22 protein-coding genes are annotated in these 22,861 nt (G+C 60.9%); 14 read left to right on the top strand and 8 right to left on the bottom strand.

What is annotated here, in order from left to right:
- Positions 1–58 precede the first annotated feature (58 nt).
- On the top strand, positions 59–1,990 hold the full coding sequence (locus ACQY7R_RS14765; protein ID WP_428306359.1) for an amino acid permease: 1,932 nt from the start codon (positions 59–61) through the stop codon (positions 1,988–1,990).
- 205 nt (positions 1,991–2,195) lie between these two features.
- Here the strand turns inward: ACQY7R_RS14765 and ACQY7R_RS14760 are convergent, their stop codons facing one another.
- The 5 genes from ACQY7R_RS14760 to ACQY7R_RS14740 all read right to left on the bottom strand — a co-directional run bounded on the left by ACQY7R_RS14760 (position 2,196) and on the right by ACQY7R_RS14740 (position 7,584).
- Positions 2,196–3,593, bottom strand: a complete 1,398-nt coding sequence (locus ACQY7R_RS14760; RefSeq protein ID WP_428306358.1) for an alkaline phosphatase D family protein — start codon at positions 3,591–3,593, stop codon at positions 2,196–2,198.
- 238 nt (positions 3,594–3,831) lie between these two features.
- Positions 3,832–5,832: an ATP-dependent DNA helicase gene (locus tag ACQY7R_RS14755; RefSeq protein ID WP_428306357.1), complete on the bottom strand. Its 2,001-nt coding sequence runs from the start codon at positions 5,830–5,832 to the stop codon at positions 3,832–3,834.
- A 40-nt stretch (positions 5,833–5,872) separates the two neighbouring features.
- Complete coding sequence (locus tag ACQY7R_RS14750; protein WP_428306356.1) at positions 5,873–6,709, bottom strand: thiazole synthase; 837 nt, start codon at positions 6,707–6,709, stop codon at positions 5,873–5,875.
- A gap of 135 nt (positions 6,710–6,844) precedes the next feature.
- The gene (gene thiS, locus ACQY7R_RS14745; RefSeq protein WP_428306355.1) at positions 6,845–7,063 is read right to left on the bottom strand and encodes a sulfur carrier protein ThiS; all 219 of its coding nucleotides are present in this window, start codon (positions 7,061–7,063) and stop codon (positions 6,845–6,847) included.
- Positions 7,060–7,584 (bottom strand): hypothetical protein, encoded by a 525-nt coding sequence (locus ACQY7R_RS14740; protein WP_428306354.1) that lies wholly within the window; start codon positions 7,582–7,584, stop codon positions 7,060–7,062. The genes thiS and ACQY7R_RS14740 overlap by 4 nt, the downstream gene beginning before the upstream one ends.
- 311 nt (positions 7,585–7,895) lie before the next feature.
- Here ACQY7R_RS14740 and ACQY7R_RS14735 point away from each other — a divergent pair, with 311 nt between their 5' ends.
- From ACQY7R_RS14735 to ACQY7R_RS14710, 6 genes are all read left to right on the top strand, one after another.
- A complete protein-coding gene (locus ACQY7R_RS14735; protein WP_428306353.1) occupies positions 7,896–8,231 on the top strand; it encodes a hypothetical protein in 336 nt (111 codons plus the stop codon).
- Positions 8,188–9,702, top strand: a complete 1,515-nt coding sequence (locus ACQY7R_RS14730; RefSeq protein WP_428306352.1) for a hypothetical protein — start codon at positions 8,188–8,190, stop codon at positions 9,700–9,702. The genes ACQY7R_RS14735 and ACQY7R_RS14730 overlap by 44 nt, the downstream gene beginning before the upstream one ends.
- A gap of 346 nt (positions 9,703–10,048) precedes the next feature.
- Complete coding sequence (locus ACQY7R_RS14725) at positions 10,049–10,549, top strand: GNAT family N-acetyltransferase (RefSeq protein WP_428306351.1); 501 nt, start codon at positions 10,049–10,051, stop codon at positions 10,547–10,549.
- A gap of 95 nt (positions 10,550–10,644) precedes the next feature.
- The gene (locus ACQY7R_RS14720) at positions 10,645–11,031 is read left to right on the top strand and encodes a hypothetical protein (RefSeq protein WP_428306350.1); all 387 of its coding nucleotides are present in this window, start codon (positions 10,645–10,647) and stop codon (positions 11,029–11,031) included.
- 182 nt (positions 11,032–11,213) lie between these two features.
- Positions 11,214–11,816, top strand: coding sequence for an HD domain-containing protein (locus tag ACQY7R_RS14715; protein ID WP_428306349.1), 603 nt, complete (start codon positions 11,214–11,216; stop codon positions 11,814–11,816).
- 125 nt (positions 11,817–11,941) lie between these two features.
- The gene (locus ACQY7R_RS14710) at positions 11,942–12,748 is read left to right on the top strand and encodes an SAM-dependent methyltransferase (protein ID WP_428306348.1); all 807 of its coding nucleotides are present in this window, start codon (positions 11,942–11,944) and stop codon (positions 12,746–12,748) included.
- An 82-nt stretch (positions 12,749–12,830) separates the two neighbouring features.
- On the opposite strand, the gene ACQY7R_RS14705 is transcribed toward ACQY7R_RS14710, so the two are convergent.
- Positions 12,831–13,544, bottom strand: coding sequence for a zinc metallopeptidase (locus ACQY7R_RS14705; protein WP_428306347.1), 714 nt, complete (start codon positions 13,542–13,544; stop codon positions 12,831–12,833).
- 188 nt (positions 13,545–13,732) lie between these two features.
- Between ACQY7R_RS14705 and ACQY7R_RS14700 the strand changes: the two genes are divergently transcribed.
- Complete coding sequence (locus ACQY7R_RS14700) at positions 13,733–14,902, top strand: ADP-ribosylation factor-directed GTPase activating protein isoform b (protein ID WP_428306346.1); 1,170 nt, start codon at positions 13,733–13,735, stop codon at positions 14,900–14,902.
- 21 nt (positions 14,903–14,923) lie between these two features.
- On the opposite strand, the gene ACQY7R_RS14695 is transcribed toward ACQY7R_RS14700, so the two are convergent.
- Positions 14,924–15,211: a type II toxin-antitoxin system RelE/ParE family toxin gene (locus tag ACQY7R_RS14695; protein WP_428306345.1), complete on the bottom strand. Its 288-nt coding sequence runs from the start codon at positions 15,209–15,211 to the stop codon at positions 14,924–14,926.
- Entirely contained in the window at positions 15,211–15,492 is a 282-nt protein-coding gene (locus ACQY7R_RS14690; protein ID WP_428306344.1) for a hypothetical protein, read from the bottom strand. Before ACQY7R_RS14690 ends, ACQY7R_RS14695 begins: the two co-directional genes overlap by 1 nt.
- 179 nt (positions 15,493–15,671) lie before the next feature.
- Here ACQY7R_RS14690 and hisF point away from each other — a divergent pair, with 179 nt between their 5' ends.
- From hisF to ACQY7R_RS14660, 6 genes are all read left to right on the top strand, one after another.
- Positions 15,672–16,445, top strand: coding sequence for an imidazole glycerol phosphate synthase subunit HisF (gene hisF, locus ACQY7R_RS14685; protein WP_428306343.1), 774 nt, complete (start codon positions 15,672–15,674; stop codon positions 16,443–16,445).
- Between the two features lie 89 nt (positions 16,446–16,534).
- Positions 16,535–17,686 (top strand): type IV pilus twitching motility protein PilT, encoded by a 1,152-nt coding sequence (locus ACQY7R_RS14680; protein ID WP_428306342.1) that lies wholly within the window; start codon positions 16,535–16,537, stop codon positions 17,684–17,686.
- Positions 17,686–19,482: an ATPase, T2SS/T4P/T4SS family gene (locus ACQY7R_RS14675; protein ID WP_428306341.1), complete on the top strand. Its 1,797-nt coding sequence runs from the start codon at positions 17,686–17,688 to the stop codon at positions 19,480–19,482. Before ACQY7R_RS14680 ends, ACQY7R_RS14675 begins: the two co-directional genes overlap by 1 nt.
- A gap of 147 nt (positions 19,483–19,629) precedes the next feature.
- Positions 19,630–20,148 carry a hypothetical protein gene (locus tag ACQY7R_RS14670; protein ID WP_428306340.1) on the top strand — a complete coding sequence of 173 codons (519 nt, stop codon included), beginning with the start codon at positions 19,630–19,632 and terminating at the stop codon, positions 20,146–20,148.
- 76 nt (positions 20,149–20,224) lie between these two features.
- Positions 20,225–20,935: a hypothetical protein gene (locus tag ACQY7R_RS14665; RefSeq protein WP_428306339.1), complete on the top strand. Its 711-nt coding sequence runs from the start codon at positions 20,225–20,227 to the stop codon at positions 20,933–20,935.
- Positions 20,936–21,418: 483 nt separating this feature from the next.
- Positions 21,419–22,693: an outer membrane beta-barrel protein gene (locus tag ACQY7R_RS14660; protein WP_428306338.1), complete on the top strand. Its 1,275-nt coding sequence runs from the start codon at positions 21,419–21,421 to the stop codon at positions 22,691–22,693.
- Positions 22,694–22,861: the final 168 nt, after the last annotated feature.

Below are 22,861 nucleotides of genomic sequence, written 5' to 3'. Positions count from 1 at the left end.
ACTCGCGCGCGGCGAAGCGTCGTTCTCGAAGCCTGGCGGCGACAGGGAGTAGATTCAGATGATGCGGTGGGGCCAACTTTTTAAACGCAAAGATCTCCAGCACCTCGTTGACGAGCTGGCGAACGAAAACCGTCTCCGCCGAGTGCTCGGCCCGTTCTCGCTCACGGCGCTTGGCGTCGGTTGCATCATTGGCGCTGGCATCTTCGTGATGACCGGCCGCGCCGCTGCGGAAGACGCCGGCCCGGCGATCACCATTTCTTACACGGTGGCAGCGCTCGGCTGCGTGTTTGCCGCGCTCTGCTATGCGGAGTTCGCCGCCATGGCGCCGGTGGCGGGCAGCGCGTACACCTATGCCTATGCGACGCTGGGCGAGCTGCTGGCCTGGATCATTGGTTGGGATCTCATTTTGGAGTACGCGATGGCGTGCGCCTGCGTCGCCGCGGCGTGGGCGAACTATCTGAATGAGGTACTGCGCACCACGCTCGGCGAATCGTGGATGATCCCCGAGCGATTTTGTTCCGATCCCTTCACGACGCCGGGGGCTTGGTTCAACGTCCCGGCCGTCGCCATCATGCTCGTCGTGACGATCATCTTGATCGTCGGCATCCGCGAGAGCGCTGCCGCGAATGCGGCGCTCACGTTGTTGAAGCTGTTCGTCGTGCTGTTTGTCATCGGCCTTGGCCTGACGATGATCAACACGGAAAACTGGACCGAAATTCCTTACGGCAAGCGTCTCACCACCGCCGAGCTGAAGGTCAACACGGTGATCGCCGACAAGCTCAAGGCGGAGAAAGCGAAAGCTGCCGAGGGTACTGGCAAGCCGCCGGCGAAGCTGACCGATGCCGAACTGGAGCAGGTGAAAGTCGACGCTGACTACGTCCGTGCGAAGCTGGCCTACGACAAGACCCAGCAGATGAAGATCGACATGGTCAAAGCGGGCGATCTGACCGAAGAGCAAGCCGACGCCGAGATTGCCGCCGCGAAGACGACCCTCGACGCGGCCACTGCGAATGTCACCGACCCCTCTCAATTCGACGGCGTGATTGCCGACATCAATAAGGCCGCCCTCGAAGCGACGGCCGAGAAATGGGGCCTCCTTGGCGCCATCATCAGCCCGGAACGGCTGAAGCCGCTCGACGACGCCTTCCGCACGAACTACACCCCCTACGGCATCTCGGGCATCATGCTCGGCGCCGCCATCGTCTTCTTCGCGTTCATCGGGTTCGACTCGATTAGCACGCACTCGGAAGAGGCGATTAACCCGCAACGCGACATTCCGATCGCCATCTTCGCGTCGCTCGCCATCTGCACGATTCTCTATGTGCTGGTCGCGGCCGTGATCACGGGGATGGAACCTTACTACGGGATCGACGTGAAGGCGGCCATCGCCGCGGCGTTCCGCAAGCAGGCCGACGCGACTGGCAGCCGGGTGCTGGGCGCCTCAAGCGTTCTGATCGCCGCCGGCGCTTTGGCTGGCCTGACGAGCGTGATGCTCGTCACCTTCCTCAGCCAGGCCCGCATCTTCCTGGCGATGGCTCGTGACAAGCTACTCCCGCCGGCGATCTTCGGAGCCGTTCACCATCGGTTCAAGACGCCGCACATTTCGACTGCATTGACCGGGCTAGTAATCTGCCTCGCCGCGGCGTTCACGCCGATTTCCGATCTCGAGAAGATGGTCAACATCGGCACGCTGTTCGCCTTCGTCATCGTTTGCGTGACGGTGCTCGTGCTGCGATTCCAGAACCCAGACATGCCGCGGCCATTTCGCTGCCCGTTGATCTACATCATCGCGCCGGCCGGCATCTTGGTGAATATTTCGATGATGCTCTTCCTGCCGGTGTCGACTTGGCTGCGGCTCATCGTTTGGATGGGTCTGGGCATGGTCTTCTACTTCGCTTACGGCTATCGCCACAGCATCCTGGGTAAGGAACTGGTGCGCGAGTTGTCGAAGGAAGGCGTCAGCCCGACCGACGGCCCGCTGCGGTCGTAAGCGGTAGGTAGGGGTCGGGAGCCTTTTGCCACTGGCGGTTGTCAATGCAGTGGAAGCCCTCTAGTGGCAAAAGGCTCCCGACCCCGTCAACGCCCGCCTAGCACAACGGAAAACGAATAGACCCGAAACTGAAAAAGAGAATAGCCCCGACCTAGCTAGGTCGGGGCTATTTTCGTTAACCGCGAGAGTAAGCCGTCGCTCGGGCTTAGTGCGAGTGTTCGCTATGCGGGCGGACTTGCAATGTGCTGGCTCGCACCTGTCGTTTGACGGTCTCTAAACCGGTGCCGTCGATCACGCGAGCGGTCATGATCGGGTCGCTTTGCGTCGTATCGAACTCGATCGTCGCGAAGCCCATCGGGTCGTACTTGCCGTGGCTGCCGAGGCCCGAGGAAATCACTTCCGGCATTGGATAGGCGCCGTCGACTTCCGGCGGATGCATCTGTAGGTCGCAGCGGTGGATATCGCCCGAGACGAACATCACCCCGCCGACTTTGTTCTCGACGATGGCGTTCCAGAGTTCTTTGCGGGCATGCTTGAATAGCCGCCAGCCGTCGCTGCTGCTCGCCATCCAGGTGCTACCGCAGACGAGAACTTTGAACGGCGCTTTGCTTTCCTTCAGCTCGTCGACCAGCCATTTGATTTGCTCCTTACCGAGAAACGTCTTCTCCGGCGTGTCTTTGTCATCGTTGGGCGTGCGGAAGTAACGTCCGTCGAGCAGGAAGAAGTCGATGCCGCCGTAGGTGAACTTCGTGTAAATGCCAGGCTTGTCGGCGTCCTGCTCGCGCGGCGGGTTGGCGAAGACCTCGCGGAACGTGGCGAGCGCATCATCCTTCCCTTTTGAGGTCCGGTCACTGTTATTCGGACCGTAGTCGTGGTCGTCCCACACGGCGTACGTCGGAATCGTGCGGACCGCCGCGGCGAACGGGCGATTCTTCACGCGCTCGAGCGTGTAGGCGTCCCACAGGTGGTTATAGTCGCTTGAGTCGGCGTAAACGTTATCGCCGATGATCATCTGGAAGTCGGGCCGCTCGCCCATCAGAAGATGCCACGAGTCGTTGTGGTACTCGCCGCGAACTTCCTGCGTCTTGCCATCCTTGCGGCGATAAGCGCCGCCGAAGCAGGAGGAGACGGCGAGCTTGAACTTCGTCGGCTCGCCCACCGCAGGCGCCGTGGCGAATAGCCCCGACTCGGCGGCGTCATCGGCCTCTGCCAGTCGTACAACGAAGGCGTAGCGAGTTTCCGGCTTGAGATCCGTAACCTTGAATTCGACGGCGTGATGCCGCTTAGGATCGGGCGTCGCGTTGAGGCGGACCTTTTGCGGCGGGCCTTGCTCGACGTCGATTGAGGGCCGCTTCGATTCGAGTTCTTCGACTTCCAGAATCAACGGCGTCGTCCGCGGGCCGGCGTAAGCCCAGATCGACGCGGTGGTATCGGTAACATGTCCCACGAGCGGGCCGACGATCTTCCGCTCGCCTTCAATCTTGGGATACAGCTGATAGTTGGCTTCGCGAGCTTCGCACCACGCGGCCGCGCTGCCGAGCAAGCAGCCGCCAAGCGTTGCGATGCGGACTCCGCGCCGCAGGGTTGTGAGTTTGAACGCCATCACGCCTCCTTCAATGCAAACAACGATACATTGCCCACGCACGGGTCATGGTAAACACCGGTTGCGGCCCGCGACCACCACCGAAGGCGTCTCAATGCGGACATAATTATTCGGCGAGAGAATGCGCGAAGTCGCCGACATGAGAGCCACCGGCTCTGCCGGTGGACGTAGCGCGATGGCGTGCAGAGTACACTTCGTCCACCGGCGGAGCCGGTGGCTTCTAAAACGCCCGCGGGGCTTAGCGCACGCCAGCGGGCCGTTCCATCTCCGCCCGTCGGCAAGCCGGGAGCGATTCTAAAAACGTGCGGCCGTACGCTTTGGTGTGGACGCGCGGATCAAGAATCACCACACGTCCTTGATCGCGGCGTGTGCGAATCAAGCGACCAAAGCCTTGCTTCAGCTTGAGGACCGCCTCTGGCAGCTGGTAGTCGCTGAACGGATTGCCCCCGGCGGCGCGGATCGATTCAAGTCTCGCTTCAAGCAGTGGGTGGTCGGGCACGCTGAACGGCAGCTTCGCGATGATCACCAGTTCGAGCGCATCGCCTGGCACGTCGACCCCTTGCCAGAAGCTGTCGGCCCCGAGCAGCACGGAACGTGGATTTTCTTTGAACAGTTCCAACATCCGGCTACGCGGCGTGCCGTCGGCCTGGCTCAGCAGGTTGAGATTGTGCCGCGCTAGCCACGGGGCGATGCCGACGCCGACGCGGCGCATCATCTCGTAGCTGGTGAGCAGCACAAACGCCCGGCCGTCGCTTTCGCGAACCAGATGCTTGATCGCTTCGATGCAGGCCCGTTCGTAGCCGTCGCGTTCGGCCGTCGGGTCGGGCATGCCGCGGAGCGTGACCAGTTCCGCTTGCTCTTGGTAGTCGAACGGGCTGTCGAGCCGCAGCTCGTCGCACTGCGTTAGCCCGATGCGATCACGGAAGAAGGCGAACGACGGCTGCTTGCCGATCGAGAGGGTCGCGCTCGTCATGATGACGCTTTTCGTCTGCTGGAAGAGTTGTTCCCGCAGCGCGGGGCCAACGTCGACCGGCGATGCGGCAAGCGTCATCCGCGGCGTGCCACGGCGGTTCCAGCTCGATTCGATCCAGTAGACGGCGCCCGGCAGCTGTTGCGTGTGCCACGAGTTGAGCTCGCCGGCCAGCCCGACGAGTCGGTCATGGGCCGAATTGAGATCTTGTCGCTCGCTCTCTTGCTTAATCGCATCGGCGGCCTGCTTGACGCCGCGGGCGAGCTCCATGAGCGAAGGGCTCAGCTGGTTCTCGAATTCCAGCGGCGCCGAGACGCGGCCGTTCGCCGGGGCCGAGTTTGACTTCCACTCCCACGCATCGGCGAAGTACTCGCTCGCTGCGTAGCGGCACTGGTCGGCCCGCTGGCAGAGGTGCGTCAGCTTGTGGTGAACCAAGAGCCCTTTGTTCGTGCGATCGTTGTAGAGCCGCGAGAGGACGAACTCGACTTGCCCGCTGCTGAACGAGAGCCCCAAGTGGTCGGCGGCGACCCCCTCGATCGTGTGGGCTTCGTCGAGGATCGCGACGTCGTAGTCGGGCAGGATGCTCACGCCGTGTCGCCGCAGGGCGAGGTCGCTGAAGAACAGGGCGTGGTTCACGACCAAGATCTGCGCATTCTGCACGCGGCGGCGATCTTGGTAGTAAAAGCACTTTTTGTACGTCGGGCAGCGGCGGCCCATGCAGTTGCCGTGGTCGCTGGCGATCTCGTCCCACACCGCCGGCAGCGGCTTGTAGCTGAGGTCGGCGAGCGAGCCGTCGACGGTCGATTCGCTCCACGCGCGGATCGAATCGAGCTGCCGGCCCGCTTCGTCCTCGAACAAGCTCTTGCCGCGGGCGAGCGCTCCCTGCAGGCGGCGGAGGCTGATGTAGTTGCGGCGCCCCTTCACAAGTACGGCAGAGAACTCGCGCGGGATGACGCTGTTGAGCAGCGGCAGGTCCTTGCGAATCAGCTGCTCTTGCAGACTGATTGTGTGGGTCGAGATGACGACGCGCGGTGGTTTGCCGCCGTCAGGATTGGTGGCCGCGAGGATCGCCGGCGCCAGGTAGGCGAAGCTTTTGCCGACGCCGGTGCCGGCTTCGACGCAAAGATGCCGCTTCGCCGCGATGGCTTTCGCAACGGCGTCGGCCATGTCGAGTTGCTGCGGCCGCAGTTCGTAATGCGGCAAGCGGCGCGCGATCGAACCCTCGGGACCGAGAATATCAGCGACGCTGAGAGCGTGATCGGAATCCATTCACTGCTTTCGTTCCAAAACTCGGAACCAAGACTGCCACTTACAGCGGCTGCTTGGTAATCGTTCCCTCTTCCGGGCTGCTCGCCGTCGCGTAGAGCCGCTTCGGGATGCGGCCCGACAGGTACGCCAGCCGGCCGGCCGCGGTCGCAAATCGCATCGCGTCGGCCATCCGCAGCGGATCCTTTGCGTGGGCGATGCCAGTGTTCAGCAGCACGCCGTCGACGCCGAGCTCCATCGCAATCGCCACATCGCTCGCGGTGCCGACGCCAGCGTCGACGATCACCGGATACGTCGGATCGTTTTCTTTGAGGTATTCGAGGCAGATGCGGATGTTGTTCGGATTCAAGATCCCCTGGCCCGAACCTATCGGGCTGCCGGCGGGCATCACGCTCGTGGCGCCCGCCTCTTTCAGCCGGCGGGCGATGATCGGGTCGTCGTTCGAGTAGCAGAGGACCTGAAACCCGTCGGCGACGAGTTGCTCGGTGGCCGCGATCGACGCCACGGGGTCGGGGAGGAGCGTTTTCTTGTCGGCTAGCACTTCGAGCTTTACCCAATCGGCGCCCGGGTTCTCGAGCCCCAGCAGAATCTCGCGGCCGAGCCGCGCCACTCGCACCGCGTCTTCGGCAGTGAAGCAGCCGGCGGTGTTTGGTAGCAGCGTGTAGCGCGAGGTATCGATGAAGTCGAGAATGTTGTTCCCGGCCGCGTCGATCAGCCGCTCGCGACGGATGGCGACGGTGATGCAGTCGGTGCCCGAGCGTTCGAGCGACTCGCCCATCAGCTCGTAGCTGGCGTATTTGCCCGTGCCGACGATCAGCCGGCTTCCCAGCGTGTGGCTGCCGATGACGAGCGGTTCGTCGGTGAGGATGTCGGTCGACATAGCGAAAGCGTCCGTAGTCAGTGGTCCGTTGTCAGTTGTCAGTTGCCTGGCGAGCAAGAAGATTTCCGTCGATCCGGGAGCTGCCTAGCACAGCAACTGACGACTGACCACGGACAACTAACGGCGCCTAGCGGATCATCCTCCGCCGACGAGCGTGACGACTTCCAGGCGGTCGCCGGCGCTAAGCAGCGTCGCGGCGTGTTGGCCGCGGGGGACGAGCTCCAGGTTTCGCTCGACGGCGAGCGTGCGGGGATCGAGCTCCAGCAATTGCAACAGCGCGGCGATGGTGCTCCCCGCGACGATGTGGCGAGGCTTGCCGTTCACTTCGATTTCAATCTGGGCGGGATCGCTCATTCGTCTCGCACGAAAACGTCGCGGAACGAGCCGCGGGCGACGCGAACAAAGGTGCCCGACTGCAGAGCGCCCGAGGCGTTCAGCGTCGAGTTGAAGGGGAGGACGTACGCCGCCACTTGGCCGCTGGAGGCCTCGGCGACGTAAATGAGGGCTTTGCCGATTTGCGTCGGGCCCGAGCCGCGCGGCAGGTTGGCCATGCCGGTAACCATGAGGAACCGCGCCGGGTCGCCGACCACTTCGAAGTCCTGCATGACGTTGTAGCGGAAGTAACCGGTGAATTGCCCGTTACGGCGGTTCACGATCGCGGCCCGCAGGTCGCCGGTGAGGTAGTCGAGGAAATACAGGGCTTCAATTTCATCATCGACCAAGCCGGTCGCGATCGCGAAATTGTCACTGCCATGCGTCGCTACGGCATGAGCCTGCGGCGTTGCGGTGACGCCGTGCCAGCCGGCAGTGAGCGCGGCGCCGAGGGCAACGCCGACGACGAGCAGGGCGGTGTGATTGCAGACTCGCTGAAGCATGGGGTTCTCCCTCGCGCGAGGCGCCAAGAGCTACAAAAGGACGGCGACTGGCTCCTTGCCGGTCGTCCCTTCATCCTACCGCTGATTGCGGGGAGAATCCACAGGTCGGCGTCACTGGGCAGTTTGGCACAATTGGGCGAGCGGTAGCGGGGAAGTCCCGCCGGAACGTTCCCAGAGCGAGCCGGGCCGTCCCGGCCCCGGTTCAGCGAAGCCAAGCAAACCGCATCTTCCGCATTAAGTTATGTTAATGATTGGTGCGGTGGGGTCGCTGTCCCGCTCGTACTGCTTGATTCGGAGGAGATCGCCGTTCGATGAATTCCGCCACCACGCATCGTGCTCTTGTCCTGACGGTCGCTTTCCTTCTTGTTCTTGCCGTCGCTCTCTACTTTTATTCCGTCTGGCAGAGGCTGAATGAACCGCCGTACGTGCTGGTGATGACGCCTGCTGAGAACGGGGCCATGTTGCAGTTCGTGCAGCCAGAAGGTTATAGCGGTGGCGCCGAAGTCTCGCCGCTGTTCCATGTGGACGTTGAACTCGACGCGCCTGCCGTAGAGACTTGTCTTTTCGTCCACTTAAGCCACCGCATGAGTCTTGGAGATAGCAATGCACGAAGACGACAAGGGCGGCAAACCATCAATTGCCCGTGAGATTGATGCGTTCATGCTGAGCGTTGAGTCGCTGTCCGTTTCGCTGCCGTTCATGCTGATGGTGCTTAAGGGGCTCAGTGCCTTCGAGCATCAGCGTCTCGGGAAGTACCTCGGTGCGAATTGCACACTAAAAGGCGAGGAGGGCGCTACTCAAACGTATCAAGTACCGGCCCATCTTGTCGGCGAGGTCAGGAGAATTGAGCGAAAGTCGAATCGATATGACAAAAGCACTCAGACCGTTCCGCGTAGTCTTCTCGTTGCGTTAGTCAGCCAGTTTGATTACTTCCTTGGACGGCTTGTGCGATGCCTCTACGAGATACGTCCGTCTCTTCTGGAGGCTTCCGAGAGGTCGTTGACTCTAGCTCAGCTGCAGGAGTTATCGAGCATCGAAGAAGCGAAGGAATACTTGATTGAGAAAGACATTGAAACCTTGTTGCGGAAGAGCCACGTCGAGCAGTTTGAGTGGCTTGAGCAGAAGTTCGGCATCCCATTAAGGAAAGACTTGCCTTCATGGCCCAAGTTTGTGGAAGTGACCCAGCGAAGAAATCTCTTTGCGCATTGTAACGGCGTAGTGTCGAGCCAGTACTTAATTGTCTGCAAGAACGCATCGGTGACATTCGAAGGAACGCCGCCAAAGCTGAATGAATCGCTTGAGTGCACGCCGGCTTACTTTCGTGAGGCTTACGCATGTATTTTCGAGATTGCAGTCAAACTTGGCCAAGTCCTTTGGAGAAAGCTCGCGCCTGCTGACGTAGAACTCGCTGACGTGAGCATTATAGACGTGTCGTTCGAATTGTTAGTCGCTGAGCAGTATGGATTGCTGATCCGGATACTAGATTTTTTTACGCTGCAGAATAAGAAGTTTTCCAGTGAGTTGAATAGGAGGATAATGGTCATAAATCATGCTCAGGCTCACAAATGGTCTGGCGACAATGCGGGTGCGATAAAAATTCTGGACAAAGAAGACTGGAGTGCCGCAGCCGCTAAGTTTCAGTTATGCGAAGCCGTGCTCAGAGATAACTTCGATCGTGCAGTTGAGCTAATGCGCCAGATCGGAAAGGATGGCGAAGTTGCGAAGACTGATTACGAAGACTGGCCTTGTTTCAAGGAATTTCGAAACTCTCCGGAATTTACGAAGGCTTACTGTGAAATTTTCGGGACCGAATTCGAACTCAAGAAGACTGAAAAGCTCACAGCACTGCACTTGCAGTCGGAATTCATGGATGATCCCGAGCTATGGGACTTGGAGAGGCTAAACCTTCCAATCGGTGTTGTTGGTGAGAGGAGGATTATTGCAGGCGGTAAGGCCTCCGACGCAGGTGCAGCAACTAGCGGCGGATCGGGAGATATCGCATCGAAGTCAGAATCCGAGCCAAGCCAAATCGCTACATTTGCTGAGATGACAAGATCAGAGGCATCTCTGCCGCAGGTGCCTGCGAATGGGCCTGCTGGGGCCCCAGATGTAGGGTAGCGGCAAGTCCCAAGGGTAATCACTGGTGGTCGTCCGGCCGCGTCAATGGAGCATTGAGCCTCCCTTCATCGCTGACTTCTCTGCCTGTGGTCTCGTAGTGGGCCCTTTACGACGATCAGTCGGAGGTCTCTCGTGAGGAAGCCAATTACCTCTGGGGAGGGGTAGCCGGATTCGTGAAGGAGTTTAGCGGATTCGCCGAACCTTTGCCGACCGATGTGGTCGAATATGGAGGACCAATGGCGTCGAACGGCGCGGGGTTCACCATCTGGTATAGCGCGGAGCAGGGCGTCGGGTACGAGAGAGCGGGATATTGGTGATTGCGATGTCGACGCTGGAACGAACACAAATGATTCGAACAGAAACCTTGGGCGATGCAGCCGCGATCGAAGCGGTGACGGCGTCGGCCTTCTTGAACGCTCCGCATACCGATCACACCGAGCAGTTCATCGTCGCCGCGTTGCGGGCGGCGGGGGCGCTTTCGATTTCGCTGGTGGCGGAGGATGCCGGCTCGATCGTCGGTCACGTCGCCGTCTCGCCGGTGACGATTTCCGACGGATCGTCTGATTGGTACGGCCTCGGCCCCATCTCGGTGCTGCCTGCGCGGCAAGGCGAGGGGATCGGCACGGCGCTGATGCGCGCGGCGATCACCGCCCTACGAGAACTCAGCGCCGCGGGGTGCGTCGTGCTGGGTGAGCCGGCGTATTACGGGCGGTTCGGGTTCAAGGCGGCGCCAGAACTGGTGCTGCCCGGCGTTCCAGCGGAGTATTTTATGGCGGTGCAATTTCGCGACGGGGCACTCCCTGACGGAGATGTTTTCTACCACGCAGCCTTCGCGGCCTCTGAGTAACCGAGCCGATCATGACCCTCGATGTAACGAACCACCTAATACGAACGGGTTTGCTCTTATTCGGCTTCATTGCCGTCGCGTTAACGGGCTGTTTCATGTCGTCGACTCAAACCACCGTCCAGGACCCCGCGCAAGTGGAGCAACTTGCGCGCATCCGCATTCCGAAGTCAGCGACGGACGTTCACTGCGTCTACGACAGCGGCGGAATTGACCAAATGATCTACGGAAGGTTCGACGTCCCTGAAGCCGATCTTCCACAGATTTTGGAAGCGATGCCTGAAGGCTATCAAGTCAGCTCGAACGGCGAGCACTCCAGCGTTATGATTCACAAGATCGACGACTCGTGGTGGAAGCCAAGCGACCTTCAATCGCCGCAGGCAGCTGAGTGGACCCTGCCGGGGCCGTTTGCCGTTAATCTGCTGTTTGGGAAGACGGCGAAGTCGGATGTTCTGACAGTGTACTTCTTTAACTTTTCGATGTAGCGGTGCGAGATGCTTGCTGCTTTCGAGAATTACGACGGGATGTCGATTTTCTACAATCCTTCCCGCGCTTCTGTCCGAGATCCTCGCGTCGTTTCAGTGCAGGCGAATTGACCCAGGGCGTGGGAATTGGGAACTACAATCAGCTGAAGAACGGTTCAGTACGAATCCTAGAGTAAGCGGCCATGTCCTCCGACGACCTCGATCGACAACTTAGTTTTCTACGCGAGATCGATCAACTGAAAGGCGTCTTCCGCCAGTCGCCGCTGCTTGATCGCAGTCGCCGGGAGAACTCAGCGGAGCACTCGTGGCACGTGGCGATGTACGCGATGTTGCTCTACAAGTACGCCGCGGCCCTGGTCGACGCGTCGCGCGTCATCCAGATGTTGCTCATCCACGATATCGTCGAGGTCGATGCGGGCGACCATCCGCTGCATCTGAGCGGGCCTGACTCGCGGCAGGCTGAACTCGAATCGCAGGCGGCGGAGCGGCTGTTCGGATTGCTGCCTGCGGAGCAGAAGGGCGAGATGTTGGAGCTATGGCGGGAGTTCGAAGCCGGCGAGAGCGACGACGCCAAATTCGCCAAGGCGCTCGATCGCTTTCAGCCCCTGGTGGCCAACGTCGTGACCGGCGGCGGGACGTGGGCGCAAAACCGCGTCACGCTAGAGCAAGTGAGGGTGCGGTACGGAACAACGATTCAGCGCGGGGCGCCAGAGTTGTGGAAACTGTGCGAGCGGTGGATTGAAGAATACTTTTCCCGAGCGGGAGAAGCCGAACGCAGTGACTGAAACGTGCGGCAGCTGTGCGGGAGCCGCGTCCGAAAAGTGCGAACCTGCTTGGCAGCGATGGTGTCTCACGCAAGTCGTTCGAGCCGCGGGCTCGAAGTCCCTTCTCAGTTCCGGAGTGCCTCCGCATGGAAGAGCAGCTGACTGCAGATCGCTTTCCGCGCGCCTCGCGTTATCACCCCGAATGGATTCTTGCCGGCGTGAGCGGCGCCGCGAATTCACTGTGGTTGACGGAATGGCTGACCGAGGAGATGGAGCTGCAGCCTGGGATGCGGGTGCTCGATTTGGGGTGTGGGCGAGCGCTCTCCTCGATTTTTCTGCATCGCGAGTTTGGCGTGCAGGTGTGGGCGGCAGATCTTTGGTTTAACCCGGCGGAGAACTGCCAGCGCGTGCAAGACGCGGGCGCGGCGGAGGGCGTTTTTCCGTTGCGGGCAGAGGCTCGCTCGCTGCCGTTCGCCGAGGAGTTCTTTGACGCCATCGTTTCGATCGATTCGTTCATGTACTACGGAACGGACGACCTCTACCTGAACTATCTCGCGAGATTCGTCAAACCGGGCGGCCAAATTGGCATCGCCCTCGCGGGGCTGGAACGTGAAGTCGATGGTTCGCCGCCGGAGTATCTGGCCGAGTGGTGGGCGGCCGATCCGTTGTATTGCCTCCACTCAGCGGCCTGGTGGCGGCGGCATTGGGAGCGAAGCGGGCTTGTCGACGTTGAGTTGGCGGACTCGCTTGCTGATGGCTGGCAATACTGGCGGCGCTGGGTTCAGACGATCGCTCCCGCGAACGAAGTGGAGCTGCGAGCAATCGAAGCTGATGCTGGGCGGTACGTTGGTTACGTGCGCGCGATTGGTCGACGCCGCGAGGGGATTCCGCTGATGGATCCCTGCTTGTCGATTCCGGCGGAGTATATGGCAAAGCCATTGCTACGAGAGTAGGGGACGCCGGTGACGTAAAAAGCCGCGACCGCCGGTCGCGGCTTTATGCAAGGAATAGCGATTGTTGATGCGAGGAATCGCCCTATCCGTTGCGACTACTGCCAGTGAACTGCATCACGTAGTAAAGCACCGTCAGCACCGATTGCAGCGTCGCGGCGACGTAGGTCCAGGCAGCGGCGTTCAGCACGCCGTTGACATAGACCATCTCCTGGTTGCCGACGATGCCGTGTGAGACGAGTAACTGCTTCGCGCGATTGCTGGCATCGAATTCGACTGGCAAGTTAATCAACTGGAACGCGGCGACGCAGCCAAAGCCAAGGATGCCGAGCCAGATCAACGGCGTGCCCGCGGCAATGCCTTTCATCACCATACCGGCGCCGATGAATAGGAATAGCATGCCAATCCCGCTGCCAAAGTTTGCGGCTGGCACGGCGAGGTTGCGAATCATCAGCGGGGCGTACTGCTTCGCATCTTGCAGCGCGTGGCCCGCTTCGTGAGCGGCAATGCCGACGGCCGCGGCCGAGCGACTGCCGTACACGCCTTCACTAAGCCGCAGCACCTTCGCGCTCGGGTCGTAGTGGTCGGTCAATTCGCCGGCGATCGGCTCGATCGTCACGTTTTGCAGGCCGGCGGAATCGAGAATATGGCGTGCCGCCGCGGCGCCGCTTAGTCGGGCCGGAACCTGGGACGCTGCGGCGTAGGTGCCGCGGACCTTCCACTGGGCCCACAACGCTAAGAGCAGCGCGGGAGCCATCCAGAGGAGGTAATTCATGTAGCCGTGGGGGGAGAAAAACATCCTGGCATGCCTAGATCTTGCGTCTCGCGGCTGCCGGGCGTGCAATGCCGGGCATTCCGGGTAGACTGTGGGGTTTACTGCCGTCTTCTACGCAACGGCCACTTTGGCAGTTCGAGCGACTGGGACGACAGCAACGCACATCTGGCGCCCGATCCGCGGGAGCCGATTTTTCAGCCTGCGTGATTGCCATGATGCGTCCCTTCCTGTTATTCGCCGTCGCCGCGCTCGTCTTGGGGTGCGGTTCGCACGGAACCGATGAGCCGCTCGCTGAGCTGCAAACCGCCAGCAACGAGACGCCGCGCAGCGTCGAAGTGCCTAAAGAGGAGGGGCTGCGCGAGTTGATCGATCGCACGCTCGACTTCACGCAGCATGGCCGCGAGATGTCGCTCGAAGATCATGCCGCCTGGCAGTTGCTGCACGGCGTGCTGGCGTTCGGCGAGAACTTCGAGATCCTCTCCGCTGGCCAGAAAGTGAACGCCGTCGACTGGGTCTTCGACGGCAAGCCAATGAAGGGCTGGACCATCAACGCCACGCCGCAAGGGCTGCGGGCGGAGATCGAGGCCGGCAAGTATGGCCAAGGTCACGACGACCAATGGATGGCGATCCTCTCGCAGTGGAACGTCCCGGCGACGCGGCCGATTATCGTGGCCGGCAAGGAATACTCTGTCCAAGATTTGATCGATCGGACGAAGTACGACTGTTTTGAAGGTAAGGAAAGCAGCTGGACGATCATCGTCTTGTCGAAGCACCTCGACCCAATGGACCAAACGTGGATTGGCACCGACAAGCAGGAGTGGTCGCTCGAACGGCTCGTCGCAATGGAGGCGGGAGCCCAGTACGACGAGGAGACGGCGCAGAACGAAATCGCCAACAGTGCGTGCGGCGGCATGCACCGCTTGATTGGCCTATCGATCGCGCTTAATAACTACAAAGCGGCTCACCCTGGCGTCGAACTGAAGGGGGGCTGGCTCGCCGCTCAACAGCGGATCGATTGGGCAGTTGCCGCGGCCCGCGAGTTGCAGCTGCCGACGGGGGCGTTTTCGATCGCGTTTTTGTTCCGCTCGGCAAACTCGAACAACCTCGATGAGCACCTCGCCGCGACCGGGCACACGCTCGAGTTCCTGACGTTCGCCCTGTCGAAGAAGCAGCTCGAAGAGCCGTGGGTGCAGAAGGCGGTTGTCTACATGTGCAACCTGCTCGAACGGACGAAGCATCTCGACCTTGAGTGCGGCGGACTTTACCACGCCGTCCACGCCTTGGTTCTTTATCGCGAGAAGGTCTATGGGCCGCGCGAAGGCGAACCGCGGCCGCAAGGAGCGGGAGAGCTGGCGGGAGCGACGGCTTCGGCTGCTAACTAGCGCGAGTGGGCGACTTGGACGCTAGAGTAGTTCTTCCCACGTGCGTGAGCCGTGCAGAATTCTAACGATGCAGATGTCGCCGCCGGCAAACTGGTAGTAGATGACGTACGGCGGCACCGAGACTCGCCGCAAGAATTGTACGCTGTGCGCTATGTTCTCGCCGCTCTCCGAAAATCTCGCGAGCTGATCGAACGCAGCGGTAAAACGATCGACCATACGGTCCGCGGCGTCAGGGCTGTGCGCCCCGAGATGATCCCAGATGTCGCGGACGTCTTGTTCGGCGCGACTACTGAGAAAGTACGGGGCCATCATTTTGCCCGTTGAGTGGTAGCGTCGCGGGCGGCCAGCCGTTCGCGTCCCTCGCGTTTGATCCGCTCGGCATCCCAAGCGACCAGATTTCCCGCCGCTAGGTCCGTAAGGCCTTCATCCAACTGCCGGCGGACGAACTCATCGTACTGGCTGGAGGGCTCAGGCTGCTCCACCAGCAGATAGACCTTCTGAGTCGCAGGATCCTTGAGCTCGACCGGCAGCCCGCCGCTCACGGAAAGGGCTTGTTGCATCTCAGCGGTGAGGGCGAGGGGGCTGCTCATGGTGGAATTATACCACATTGTGCGGTCGTGCTGCCCGTTGCCCGCCCCGGCGTGGTGCCGCGGTTGCCCGGCCTCGGCGTCTGGTTGACCACCCCTGGTAGCCCACTTAAGCTAAGGGATTCAGGGAACTTCGGGCGTTTTTGCCCCTGCCTGCCGCATCATCGCCGGCGCCGTCATCCATGCTCGCCAAACGTGTCATTCCGTGCCTCGACGTCGACCGTGGTCGCGTGGTGAAGGGAACCAATTTCCTGAACCTCCGCGACGCCGGCGATCCTGTTTCCGTGGCCGCACGCTATGAGCAAGAGGGCGCCGACGAACTCGTGTTCCTCGACATCACGGCCAGCCACGAAGGGCGAGACATCATGCTCGACGTGGTTCGCCGAACTGCCGAGCAGATTTTCATGCCGCTCACCGTCGGCGGCGGCATTCGGACGGTCGAGGACATTCGCTCGTTGCTGTTGGCCGGTTGCGACAAGGTGTCGATCAACTCCGCCGCGGTCCGCGACCCCGAGTTCGTGCGGGCCGCAGCCCTGCGGTTCGGCAGTCAGTGCATTGTGGTGAACATCGACCCCAAGCGGGTCCAGCGCGACGGCCGCGAGATTTGGGAAGTCCATATCAACGGCGGCCGCATTAGCGCGGGGCTCGAGGCGGTCGCCTGGGCCAAGCAGGTTGAGGAGTTAGGCGCCGGCGAGATCGTGCTGACCAGCATGGACGCCGACGGGACCAAGGATGGGTACGACTTGGAAATCACCGCGGCCGTCAGTGCTGCGGTTTCGATTCCTGTCGTTGCCAGCGGCGGGGCAGGGCGGCCGGAGCATCTGGCCGACGCTGTGACGATCGGCAAGGCCGATGCGGCGCTGGCGGCGAGCATATTTCATTTCGGCGAGTACAACATCCAAGAGACGAAGCGGATCATGGCCCAGCGCGGCGTGCCGGTTCGGCTTGCGAGCTAGCGAACGCAGTAGCACAGAGAGTCATCCCACGCGGATGAGCGGTTGCCCCGCTCGGTCGCGCAGGATTGGCGGGAACAGAGGGACGCGTCATGGCCACTTCGATCAAGCAAACGGACTTCGACAGTTTCGTCGCCGTCCATCAAGAGCTGGAGATCAACAAGCTCTTCCGCGCCTGCGTGAAGCTCAAGGCGAGCGATCTCCATTTGAAAGTCGGCCGGCCGCCGATGGTTCGCGTCAACGGTACGATCCAGCCGATGAACCGTGGCCCGATCGACGACGAGGAAATGGTACGCCTCTGCTTTCCGATGATGAACGAGCGGAATCGGAAGATCTTCGACCACGACGGCGGGGCCGACTTCGCCCACATGCTCGACGTCGACGGCACGAACTGGCGATTCCGCGTCAATTTGCTCCAGCAACTCGGGCACATCGGGTTGGTCGCGCGGCGCGTGAATAGCCACGTCCCCGACTTCGAAGGGCTCTATCTCCCCAACTCGATCGTCGAGCTTTGCGGCTACGACCAAGGGATGGTGTTGCTGGCCGGCGTCACAGGCTCCGGCAAGAGTACGACGATCGCGTCCATGCTCAACTGGATCAATCGCCGCTATCGCAAGCACATTCTTACGCTGGAAGACCCGATTGAATTCGTGTTCACGGAAGAGAAGTGCATCATCAACCAGCGCGAGATCGGTCTCGACGTCATCGACTTCGAAATCGGCATGAAGCACGCGGTCCGCGAAGATCCCGACGTCATGCTCGTCGGCGAAATGCGTGACCAGGAAACGTTCATGACCGCCATTCACGCGGCGGAAACGGGTCACTTGGTGTTCGGAACGATCCACGCCTCGAGCGCTCCGTCGACGATCGGTCGTATTCTCGACTTGTTCCCGCAGGGCATGCACAACGCATTGCGCAGCGCCATCGCGATGAACATGAAGGGCATCATCGCCCAGAAGCTGCTGAAGAGCATTAAGCCGGGCGTCGGCCGCGTGCCGACGGTCGAGATCATGAAATTCACGCCGACGGTGCGGAAACTGATCCTCGAAGAAGAAGATCACAAGCTGGGCGATGCGATTCGCATTGGCTCGGAAGACGGCATGCAGGATTTTACGCAGAGCCTGAAGAAGCTGGTCGACGATGGGTTGATCGACCGTGAAGTGGCCATGGAAGTGGCGCCGAACCGCGAAGCGCTGAAGATGGCGCTTAAAGGCATCGAAGTTAAACAACCTGGAATTCTCTGATGCGGCAGTTGTTGCTATTTGGAATCTGTGCGGGACTGCTGCTGGCGCTCTGTTGCGCGTCGCCGGCGTTGGCCCAAGAAGCCGCGCCCGCCGAAGGGGGCGCTGCGGCTGCGCTCGCTACGCCTGCCGCTCCAGCGCCGTTGCCGGCGCTGCCGTTGTTCGACTTGATCATGATGCTGATCGGCCCCGCTGCGATCGCGATCATGGTGATGATCTTCGCGGCGCTCGGCGACTGGGTGAATCGCGACTCGCAGATTTTTAACATCGGCTACCACAAGTGGAATCCGATCGTCTTCTTTCCGTTCCTGATTGTCGGCCTGGCGTTGATGTTCGTACCGCTGCTCGGTATGGGTTGGGTGCGGCCGTTGGTGTTGGCGATCGTCATTCTCGCGACGTTCCTGCCCTACGCGCTCATTCACAATAAGAACGTCGAGCCGCATCAAACCGTTCTCACGGGCGGCTGGTGGCGCCATTTCTTCGCCGTCGTGCTTGGCAAAGTCGGCATCAAGATGAGCAGCGAGCAGCAAGCCGACTATCAAAAGGGCGCTGCGGTCGACTTGATTGCCATGGGGGCGGCTGGAAACAACGAAGACAACGCTAACCTGCTGATCGCGCGTCAGTCTCCGGGCTACCTCCTGGTGAAAGACCTGATCGTGGAGATGCTCAACCGTCGCACTGATCGCGTGATGCTTGAGTATGGCGCGCAAGGCGTCGCCGTGCGACATGAAATCGACGGCGCCTGGCATCCAGGCGAAGCCCGCGATCGCGAGTCGGGCGACGTGATGCTTGCGGTGATGAAGACGCTGGCGAATCTCGATCCAAAGGATCGCAAGAAGAAGCAGGTCGGCCGCTTCGGCGCCAAGTACGAAACCAAGAAGCACCTGCTGCCGATCACGACGCAAGGGCACGCCGGCGGCGAACGAGTCATCGTTAGTCGCGTCAACGAGAAGGTGAAGCCCCACACCTACGATAGCCTCGGTCTCCGCGAAGCCCTCAAGGAGAAGTGGGGCGAGATGATGTCGCGTGACAAGGGCATGGTCGTCTTCTCCGCGATGCCGGGCGGCGGCCTGACGACGATGACCAACGCGTCGCTCGAAGAAACAGACCGGCTCATGCGAGACTTCTTCGCAATTGAAGAGGTGAGCCATCGCGAAATTGAAATCAACAACATCGCTCCGCATACTTACGACGCCAGCAAGGGCGAAACGCCGGCGACGATCATTCCGGGGTTGATCCGGCTCTACCCGAACGTTTACGTCTGCCGTGACCTCGTCGACGCCGAAAGCGGCGCGATGTTAATCAACGAGGTGAAAGACGATCGACTCATCATCACCTCAATGCCGGCTCGCGAAGCGGCGGAGGCGTTGTTGCGTTTGCTGCAGATGAAGTTACCGCAGCCGGCGTTCGCTTCGGCAATCACCGGTGTGCTTTATCAGCGGCTGATTCGCAAACTCTGCCCCGATTGCAAAGTCGGCTACACCCCGCCGCCGGACGTCCTGAAGAAACTCGGCATTCCCCCCGGTAAGGTGCAACAACTCTATCGTCCGCCGAAGGGTGAAGAGATCGAGAAGCCTTGCCAATCGTGCCAAGGCATCGGTTACATCGGACGTACGGGGATTTTCGAACTTCTCGAGATCAACGATCAAATGCGCGAAATCCTCGCCAAGCAACCGAGCGTCGACTTGCTCAAGAAGGCGGCCCGCGCCGACGGTCAACGTTCGCTGCAAGAAGAGGGCATCTTGTTGGTTGCGAAGGGCGTCACTTCGTTGCCTGAATTGATGCGAGTGTTGAAGTAGAAATGCCAGTTGTCAGTGGTTCGTGGTCAGCTGCGAAAGACTTTTCCACAGAGAGCAACTGACGACTGACAACGGACCACTGACTGAGAATAACCAAGAACACTTCGCCGATAGGTCGGCGATAAAGCTTCGAGAGGCGATACCGCCATGCCATACTTAGCCGTCTTAATGTTTGCCATCTTCTTCGCCGGGTTCGCGATGACCGTGAACGAAGGGCTGTGGAGCAATGCGATCACGCTCTTTTGCGTGATGCTGGCAGGCGTGATCGCCGTGCCGGGCGGGCTGGCTCTGGCAGGCTACGTCATTGCCCAGGCACAGCCATCCGCCGAAAATGAGTGGGCGTTCAAGTTTGGCTCCATCTGGGGCATCTTCTTCTTCGCCGTGATGATTCTGCGCATCGCTACCGACCGCATCTCGCGCGTGCGGATGAAGTTCGTGAAGCCGCTCGACGTCGCCGGCGGCATTCTCGCCGGGTTGACGGTCTCACTGATGCTCACGAGCTTTAGTGCGATGATGCTCTACATTCCGTTCGCTTCCGGCGTTTGGAAAACTGCGGAAGCGGCGCCCTGGCAGAATCAAACGATTCAGTCCTTCGCCAATCCAATGTTTTCGACGATTCTTGCTTTTCACGGCAAAGAAGTCACGCGACAGATCAATGAACGTTAGTGGTTTTCACACATGATGACGCGACGTTGGCGTCTTCATAGAACTGACGTACCTCTCCTCACGCAGGATGCCCAACGTGAAACCCGCACTCAATCCGGTCGAAGAAGAGAAGTACAGCCAACTTGCGCCGTTGGCGGTAGTTGCCTTCCTCGTCGGCGTCGCGTCGCTGCTCGCATTCATCGGTCCGCTGTTTTATCTCGTACCGATCGCCGCCGTCGGCCTCGCGTTGATTGCCCTCGGCAAGATTCAACGGTCGGACGGAGTGCTTTCCGGCGCTCGCTTGGCGCAGTTGGCAATCGCCGTTGCGACGGTATGTCTCGTCGCGTCGCTCGTGCGCGGCGGCGTACGCGATCGGTTGCTCAAGCAGCAAGCGAGCGATACCGCGCTCCGGTGGCTGCATTCGATGGCCGAGGGAGACGTCGCTGCAGCACGAGCGCTCCTCTCTGGCGAGGGGGCCAGCAGTCTCGTGTCGCAGCCGCAACCGAACGCTCCTCGGCCGCCCGCCGAAGAACTGGAGCGGATGGCCCGCGAACGTTTGGAACTCGATCCATTGGTAAAGGACTACGCGAACGTCAAAGAGCCGCTGATCAAAATCGAATCGGTTTCTGAACCAATCAGCGACGGCGGGCGGACGGTCGTCGGCGTCAACTGGGTGATTGGCGATCCAGCGACGGGGAGCCATCGCCACGTCGAGGTGCGCCTCTCGCGCAACAAGGCCTTCGAAGCCGAGGGCGAGCCTTGGCGCGTCGATCATTGGACGGCAGACTCTGCTCACGGCGCTCATTAGCCTGAGATTCACCTCAATCTTCCGACGTGTGAGGCAGGGGAATGCTCCCGCCGAACCAATCGTCGAGTAGCTCCGTACATCGCGGTGCCGACGCCGCAGCGTCGGCTGCTTGTTAAACTTTGCCGATTGTCGGGGTCGTTCTAGTTATTCCGGCTCGCTGCCGTAGATGTCTGGCGGCGTTGCGCGGCGCGTTCTCAACGGCTGCCGTTGCTGGCAACGCCTTCAGCTGCCGCGACCATCCGTACAACCGATACGGCTTCTCACTTTCTGCCGTTTCTGCCGGCAAAACGCTCCTAAACGCCTCCAGCAGGCTCGCCGCCTCTTCTCGGCGCCGTCGATACAAGAGAGCAAGGCGGATGGAAATTCCCGCGAGGCGGATCCCGGTCACCCGGTCGGAGCTGCCGTCACCGCTAACAGAGTGCTGCGTCGCGACTTGGTCAGGAGCCGAGTTGTCTGCAAAGCGCCAGTAGAAGGAGCTATCAGGTGAAAGTTAGGACATGGAGAGTCGGACTGGCTGTCCTGGCACTCGGCGCGACGCCTGCGTTCGCCGAGACGAACAGCTGGTCGTATGACAACAACGTGAGCGGCGTCGCCTTCGCCAGCGATTGCTGCGAGCCGACCTGCGCCGATCCCTGTTGCAGCGACGACGTCGCGTGCGGCTCGGGCTGCGAAGCCGGCGGTCTGTTCAGCGGCTGTGCGCTAGCCGGCCCGATTGAAGGGCTTTCGCTGGCGGACCTGGTGGGCATCGATCCCGAATGCTCGTCGATCGAGATCGGCGGCTGGACGAACATCGCCTACTACAACAAGAACATCCCGCTGTCGCAGAACTTCGACGACTTGCTGTCGTTCGACGACATCCCCGACCATGCGAACCTTGCCCAGCAATGGTTCTACATCGGCAAGGTCGCCGACGGCTCGGCCGGTCGCGACTTCGGCGGTCGCATCGACGTCCTCTACGGTACGGACGCGCAGAAGTCGCAAGCGTTCGGTAACCCCGGCGCCGGCATCCGCAACAACGGCTTCTACGACGCCTCGCTCGACCACGGCTACTACGGCTGGGCTATCCCCCAAGCCTACATGGAAGTGGCCAACGGCGACCTGTCGACCAAGGTTGGTCACTTCTTCACCCCGCTCGGGTTCGAAGTGATTCCGGCCACCGGCAACTTCTTCCATACGCACTCGTACACGATGTTCAACAGCGAGCCGTTTACCCACACCGGCGCCCTGTCGACTTACTCAGGCTTCGAAGGCCTGACGCTGTACGGCGGTTGGACGGCGGGCTGGGACACCGGCTTCACCAACAACAACTCGGGCAGCAACTGGATCGGCGGTTTCGCCACCGAGCTCAACGAGAACGTGACCTTCACGTACCTCAACACGTACGGCAACTTCGGCTGGATCGACGGCGGTTCGAAGAACAGCTACTCGCACAGCATGGTGCTCGTTGCTGATCTGACCGACAACCTCCAGTACGTCGGCCAGAGCGACTTGCTCCGCACCGACAACCCCGGCGTGAGCCAAATCGACACGATCGGCCTCAACCAGTACATGTTCTACACGCTCACCGATACCTTGAAGGTCGGTGGACGTGCTGAATGGTGGAAGAAGGACGGCACGTCGTTCAACGAAATCACCGGCGGCGTGAACATCCAGGCTCTGTCGAACCTGGTCTTCCGTCCGGAAGTTCGTCACGACTGGTCGCCCGGCACCGACCTCGACCAAACCGCGGTCGCGATCGACGCCATCCTGACCTACTAGCCTCGCTAGTAGCCGCGGGGCAACGACCCGCCGGAGCGGCGCCGATCAAGCGTCGCCTCGCCAAGCTCAAGCGACAACCTGAAACCCCCTCGACCGGCGGCCGAGCTTCCTCGCGAAGTTCGGCCGTCGGTTTTTTGCGCTGTGTGGGAGCGGTAGCCGCAGCTCAAC

The organism is Lacipirellula sp. (genome assembly GCF_965279485.1).
Lineage (GTDB): Bacteria > Planctomycetota > Planctomycetia > Pirellulales > Lacipirellulaceae > Lacipirellula.
This window is presented reverse-complemented; position numbering and strand designations above follow the sequence as displayed.

Coding starts and splice junctions, on each gene's coding strand:
- ACQY7R_RS14765 (WP_428306359.1), top strand. CDS start 59: ATGATGCGGTGGGGCCAACTTTTTAAACGCAAAGATCTCCAGCACCTC.
- ACQY7R_RS14760 (WP_428306358.1), bottom strand. CDS start 3,593: ATGGCGTTCAAACTCACAACCCTGCGGCGCGGAGTCCGCATCGCAACG.
- ACQY7R_RS14755 (WP_428306357.1), bottom strand. CDS start 5,832: ATGGATTCCGATCACGCTCTCAGCGTCGCTGATATTCTCGGTCCCGAG.
- ACQY7R_RS14750 (WP_428306356.1), bottom strand. CDS start 6,709: ATGTCGACCGACATCCTCACCGACGAACCGCTCGTCATCGGCAGCCAC.
- thiS (WP_428306355.1), bottom strand. CDS start 7,063: ATGAGCGATCCCGCCCAGATTGAAATCGAAGTGAACGGCAAGCCTCGC.
- ACQY7R_RS14740 (WP_428306354.1), bottom strand. CDS start 7,584: ATGCTTCAGCGAGTCTGCAATCACACCGCCCTGCTCGTCGTCGGCGTT.
- ACQY7R_RS14735 (WP_428306353.1), top strand. CDS start 7,896: ATGAATTCCGCCACCACGCATCGTGCTCTTGTCCTGACGGTCGCTTTC.
- ACQY7R_RS14730 (WP_428306352.1), top strand. CDS start 8,188: ATGCACGAAGACGACAAGGGCGGCAAACCATCAATTGCCCGTGAGATT.
- ACQY7R_RS14725 (WP_428306351.1), top strand. CDS start 10,049: ATGATTCGAACAGAAACCTTGGGCGATGCAGCCGCGATCGAAGCGGTG.
- ACQY7R_RS14720 (WP_428306350.1), top strand. CDS start 10,645: ATGTCGTCGACTCAAACCACCGTCCAGGACCCCGCGCAAGTGGAGCAA.
- ACQY7R_RS14715 (WP_428306349.1), top strand. CDS start 11,214: ATGTCCTCCGACGACCTCGATCGACAACTTAGTTTTCTACGCGAGATC.
- ACQY7R_RS14710 (WP_428306348.1), top strand. CDS start 11,942: ATGGAAGAGCAGCTGACTGCAGATCGCTTTCCGCGCGCCTCGCGTTAT.
- ACQY7R_RS14705 (WP_428306347.1), bottom strand. CDS start 13,544: ATGTTTTTCTCCCCCCACGGCTACATGAATTACCTCCTCTGGATGGCT.
- ACQY7R_RS14700 (WP_428306346.1), top strand. CDS start 13,733: ATGATGCGTCCCTTCCTGTTATTCGCCGTCGCCGCGCTCGTCTTGGGG.
- ACQY7R_RS14695 (WP_428306345.1), bottom strand. CDS start 15,211: ATGGCCCCGTACTTTCTCAGTAGTCGCGCCGAACAAGACGTCCGCGAC.
- ACQY7R_RS14690 (WP_428306344.1), bottom strand. CDS start 15,492: ATGAGCAGCCCCCTCGCCCTCACCGCTGAGATGCAACAAGCCCTTTCC.
- hisF (WP_428306343.1), top strand. CDS start 15,672: ATGCTCGCCAAACGTGTCATTCCGTGCCTCGACGTCGACCGTGGTCGC.
- ACQY7R_RS14680 (WP_428306342.1), top strand. CDS start 16,535: ATGGCCACTTCGATCAAGCAAACGGACTTCGACAGTTTCGTCGCCGTC.
- ACQY7R_RS14675 (WP_428306341.1), top strand. CDS start 17,686: ATGCGGCAGTTGTTGCTATTTGGAATCTGTGCGGGACTGCTGCTGGCG.
- ACQY7R_RS14670 (WP_428306340.1), top strand. CDS start 19,630: ATGCCATACTTAGCCGTCTTAATGTTTGCCATCTTCTTCGCCGGGTTC.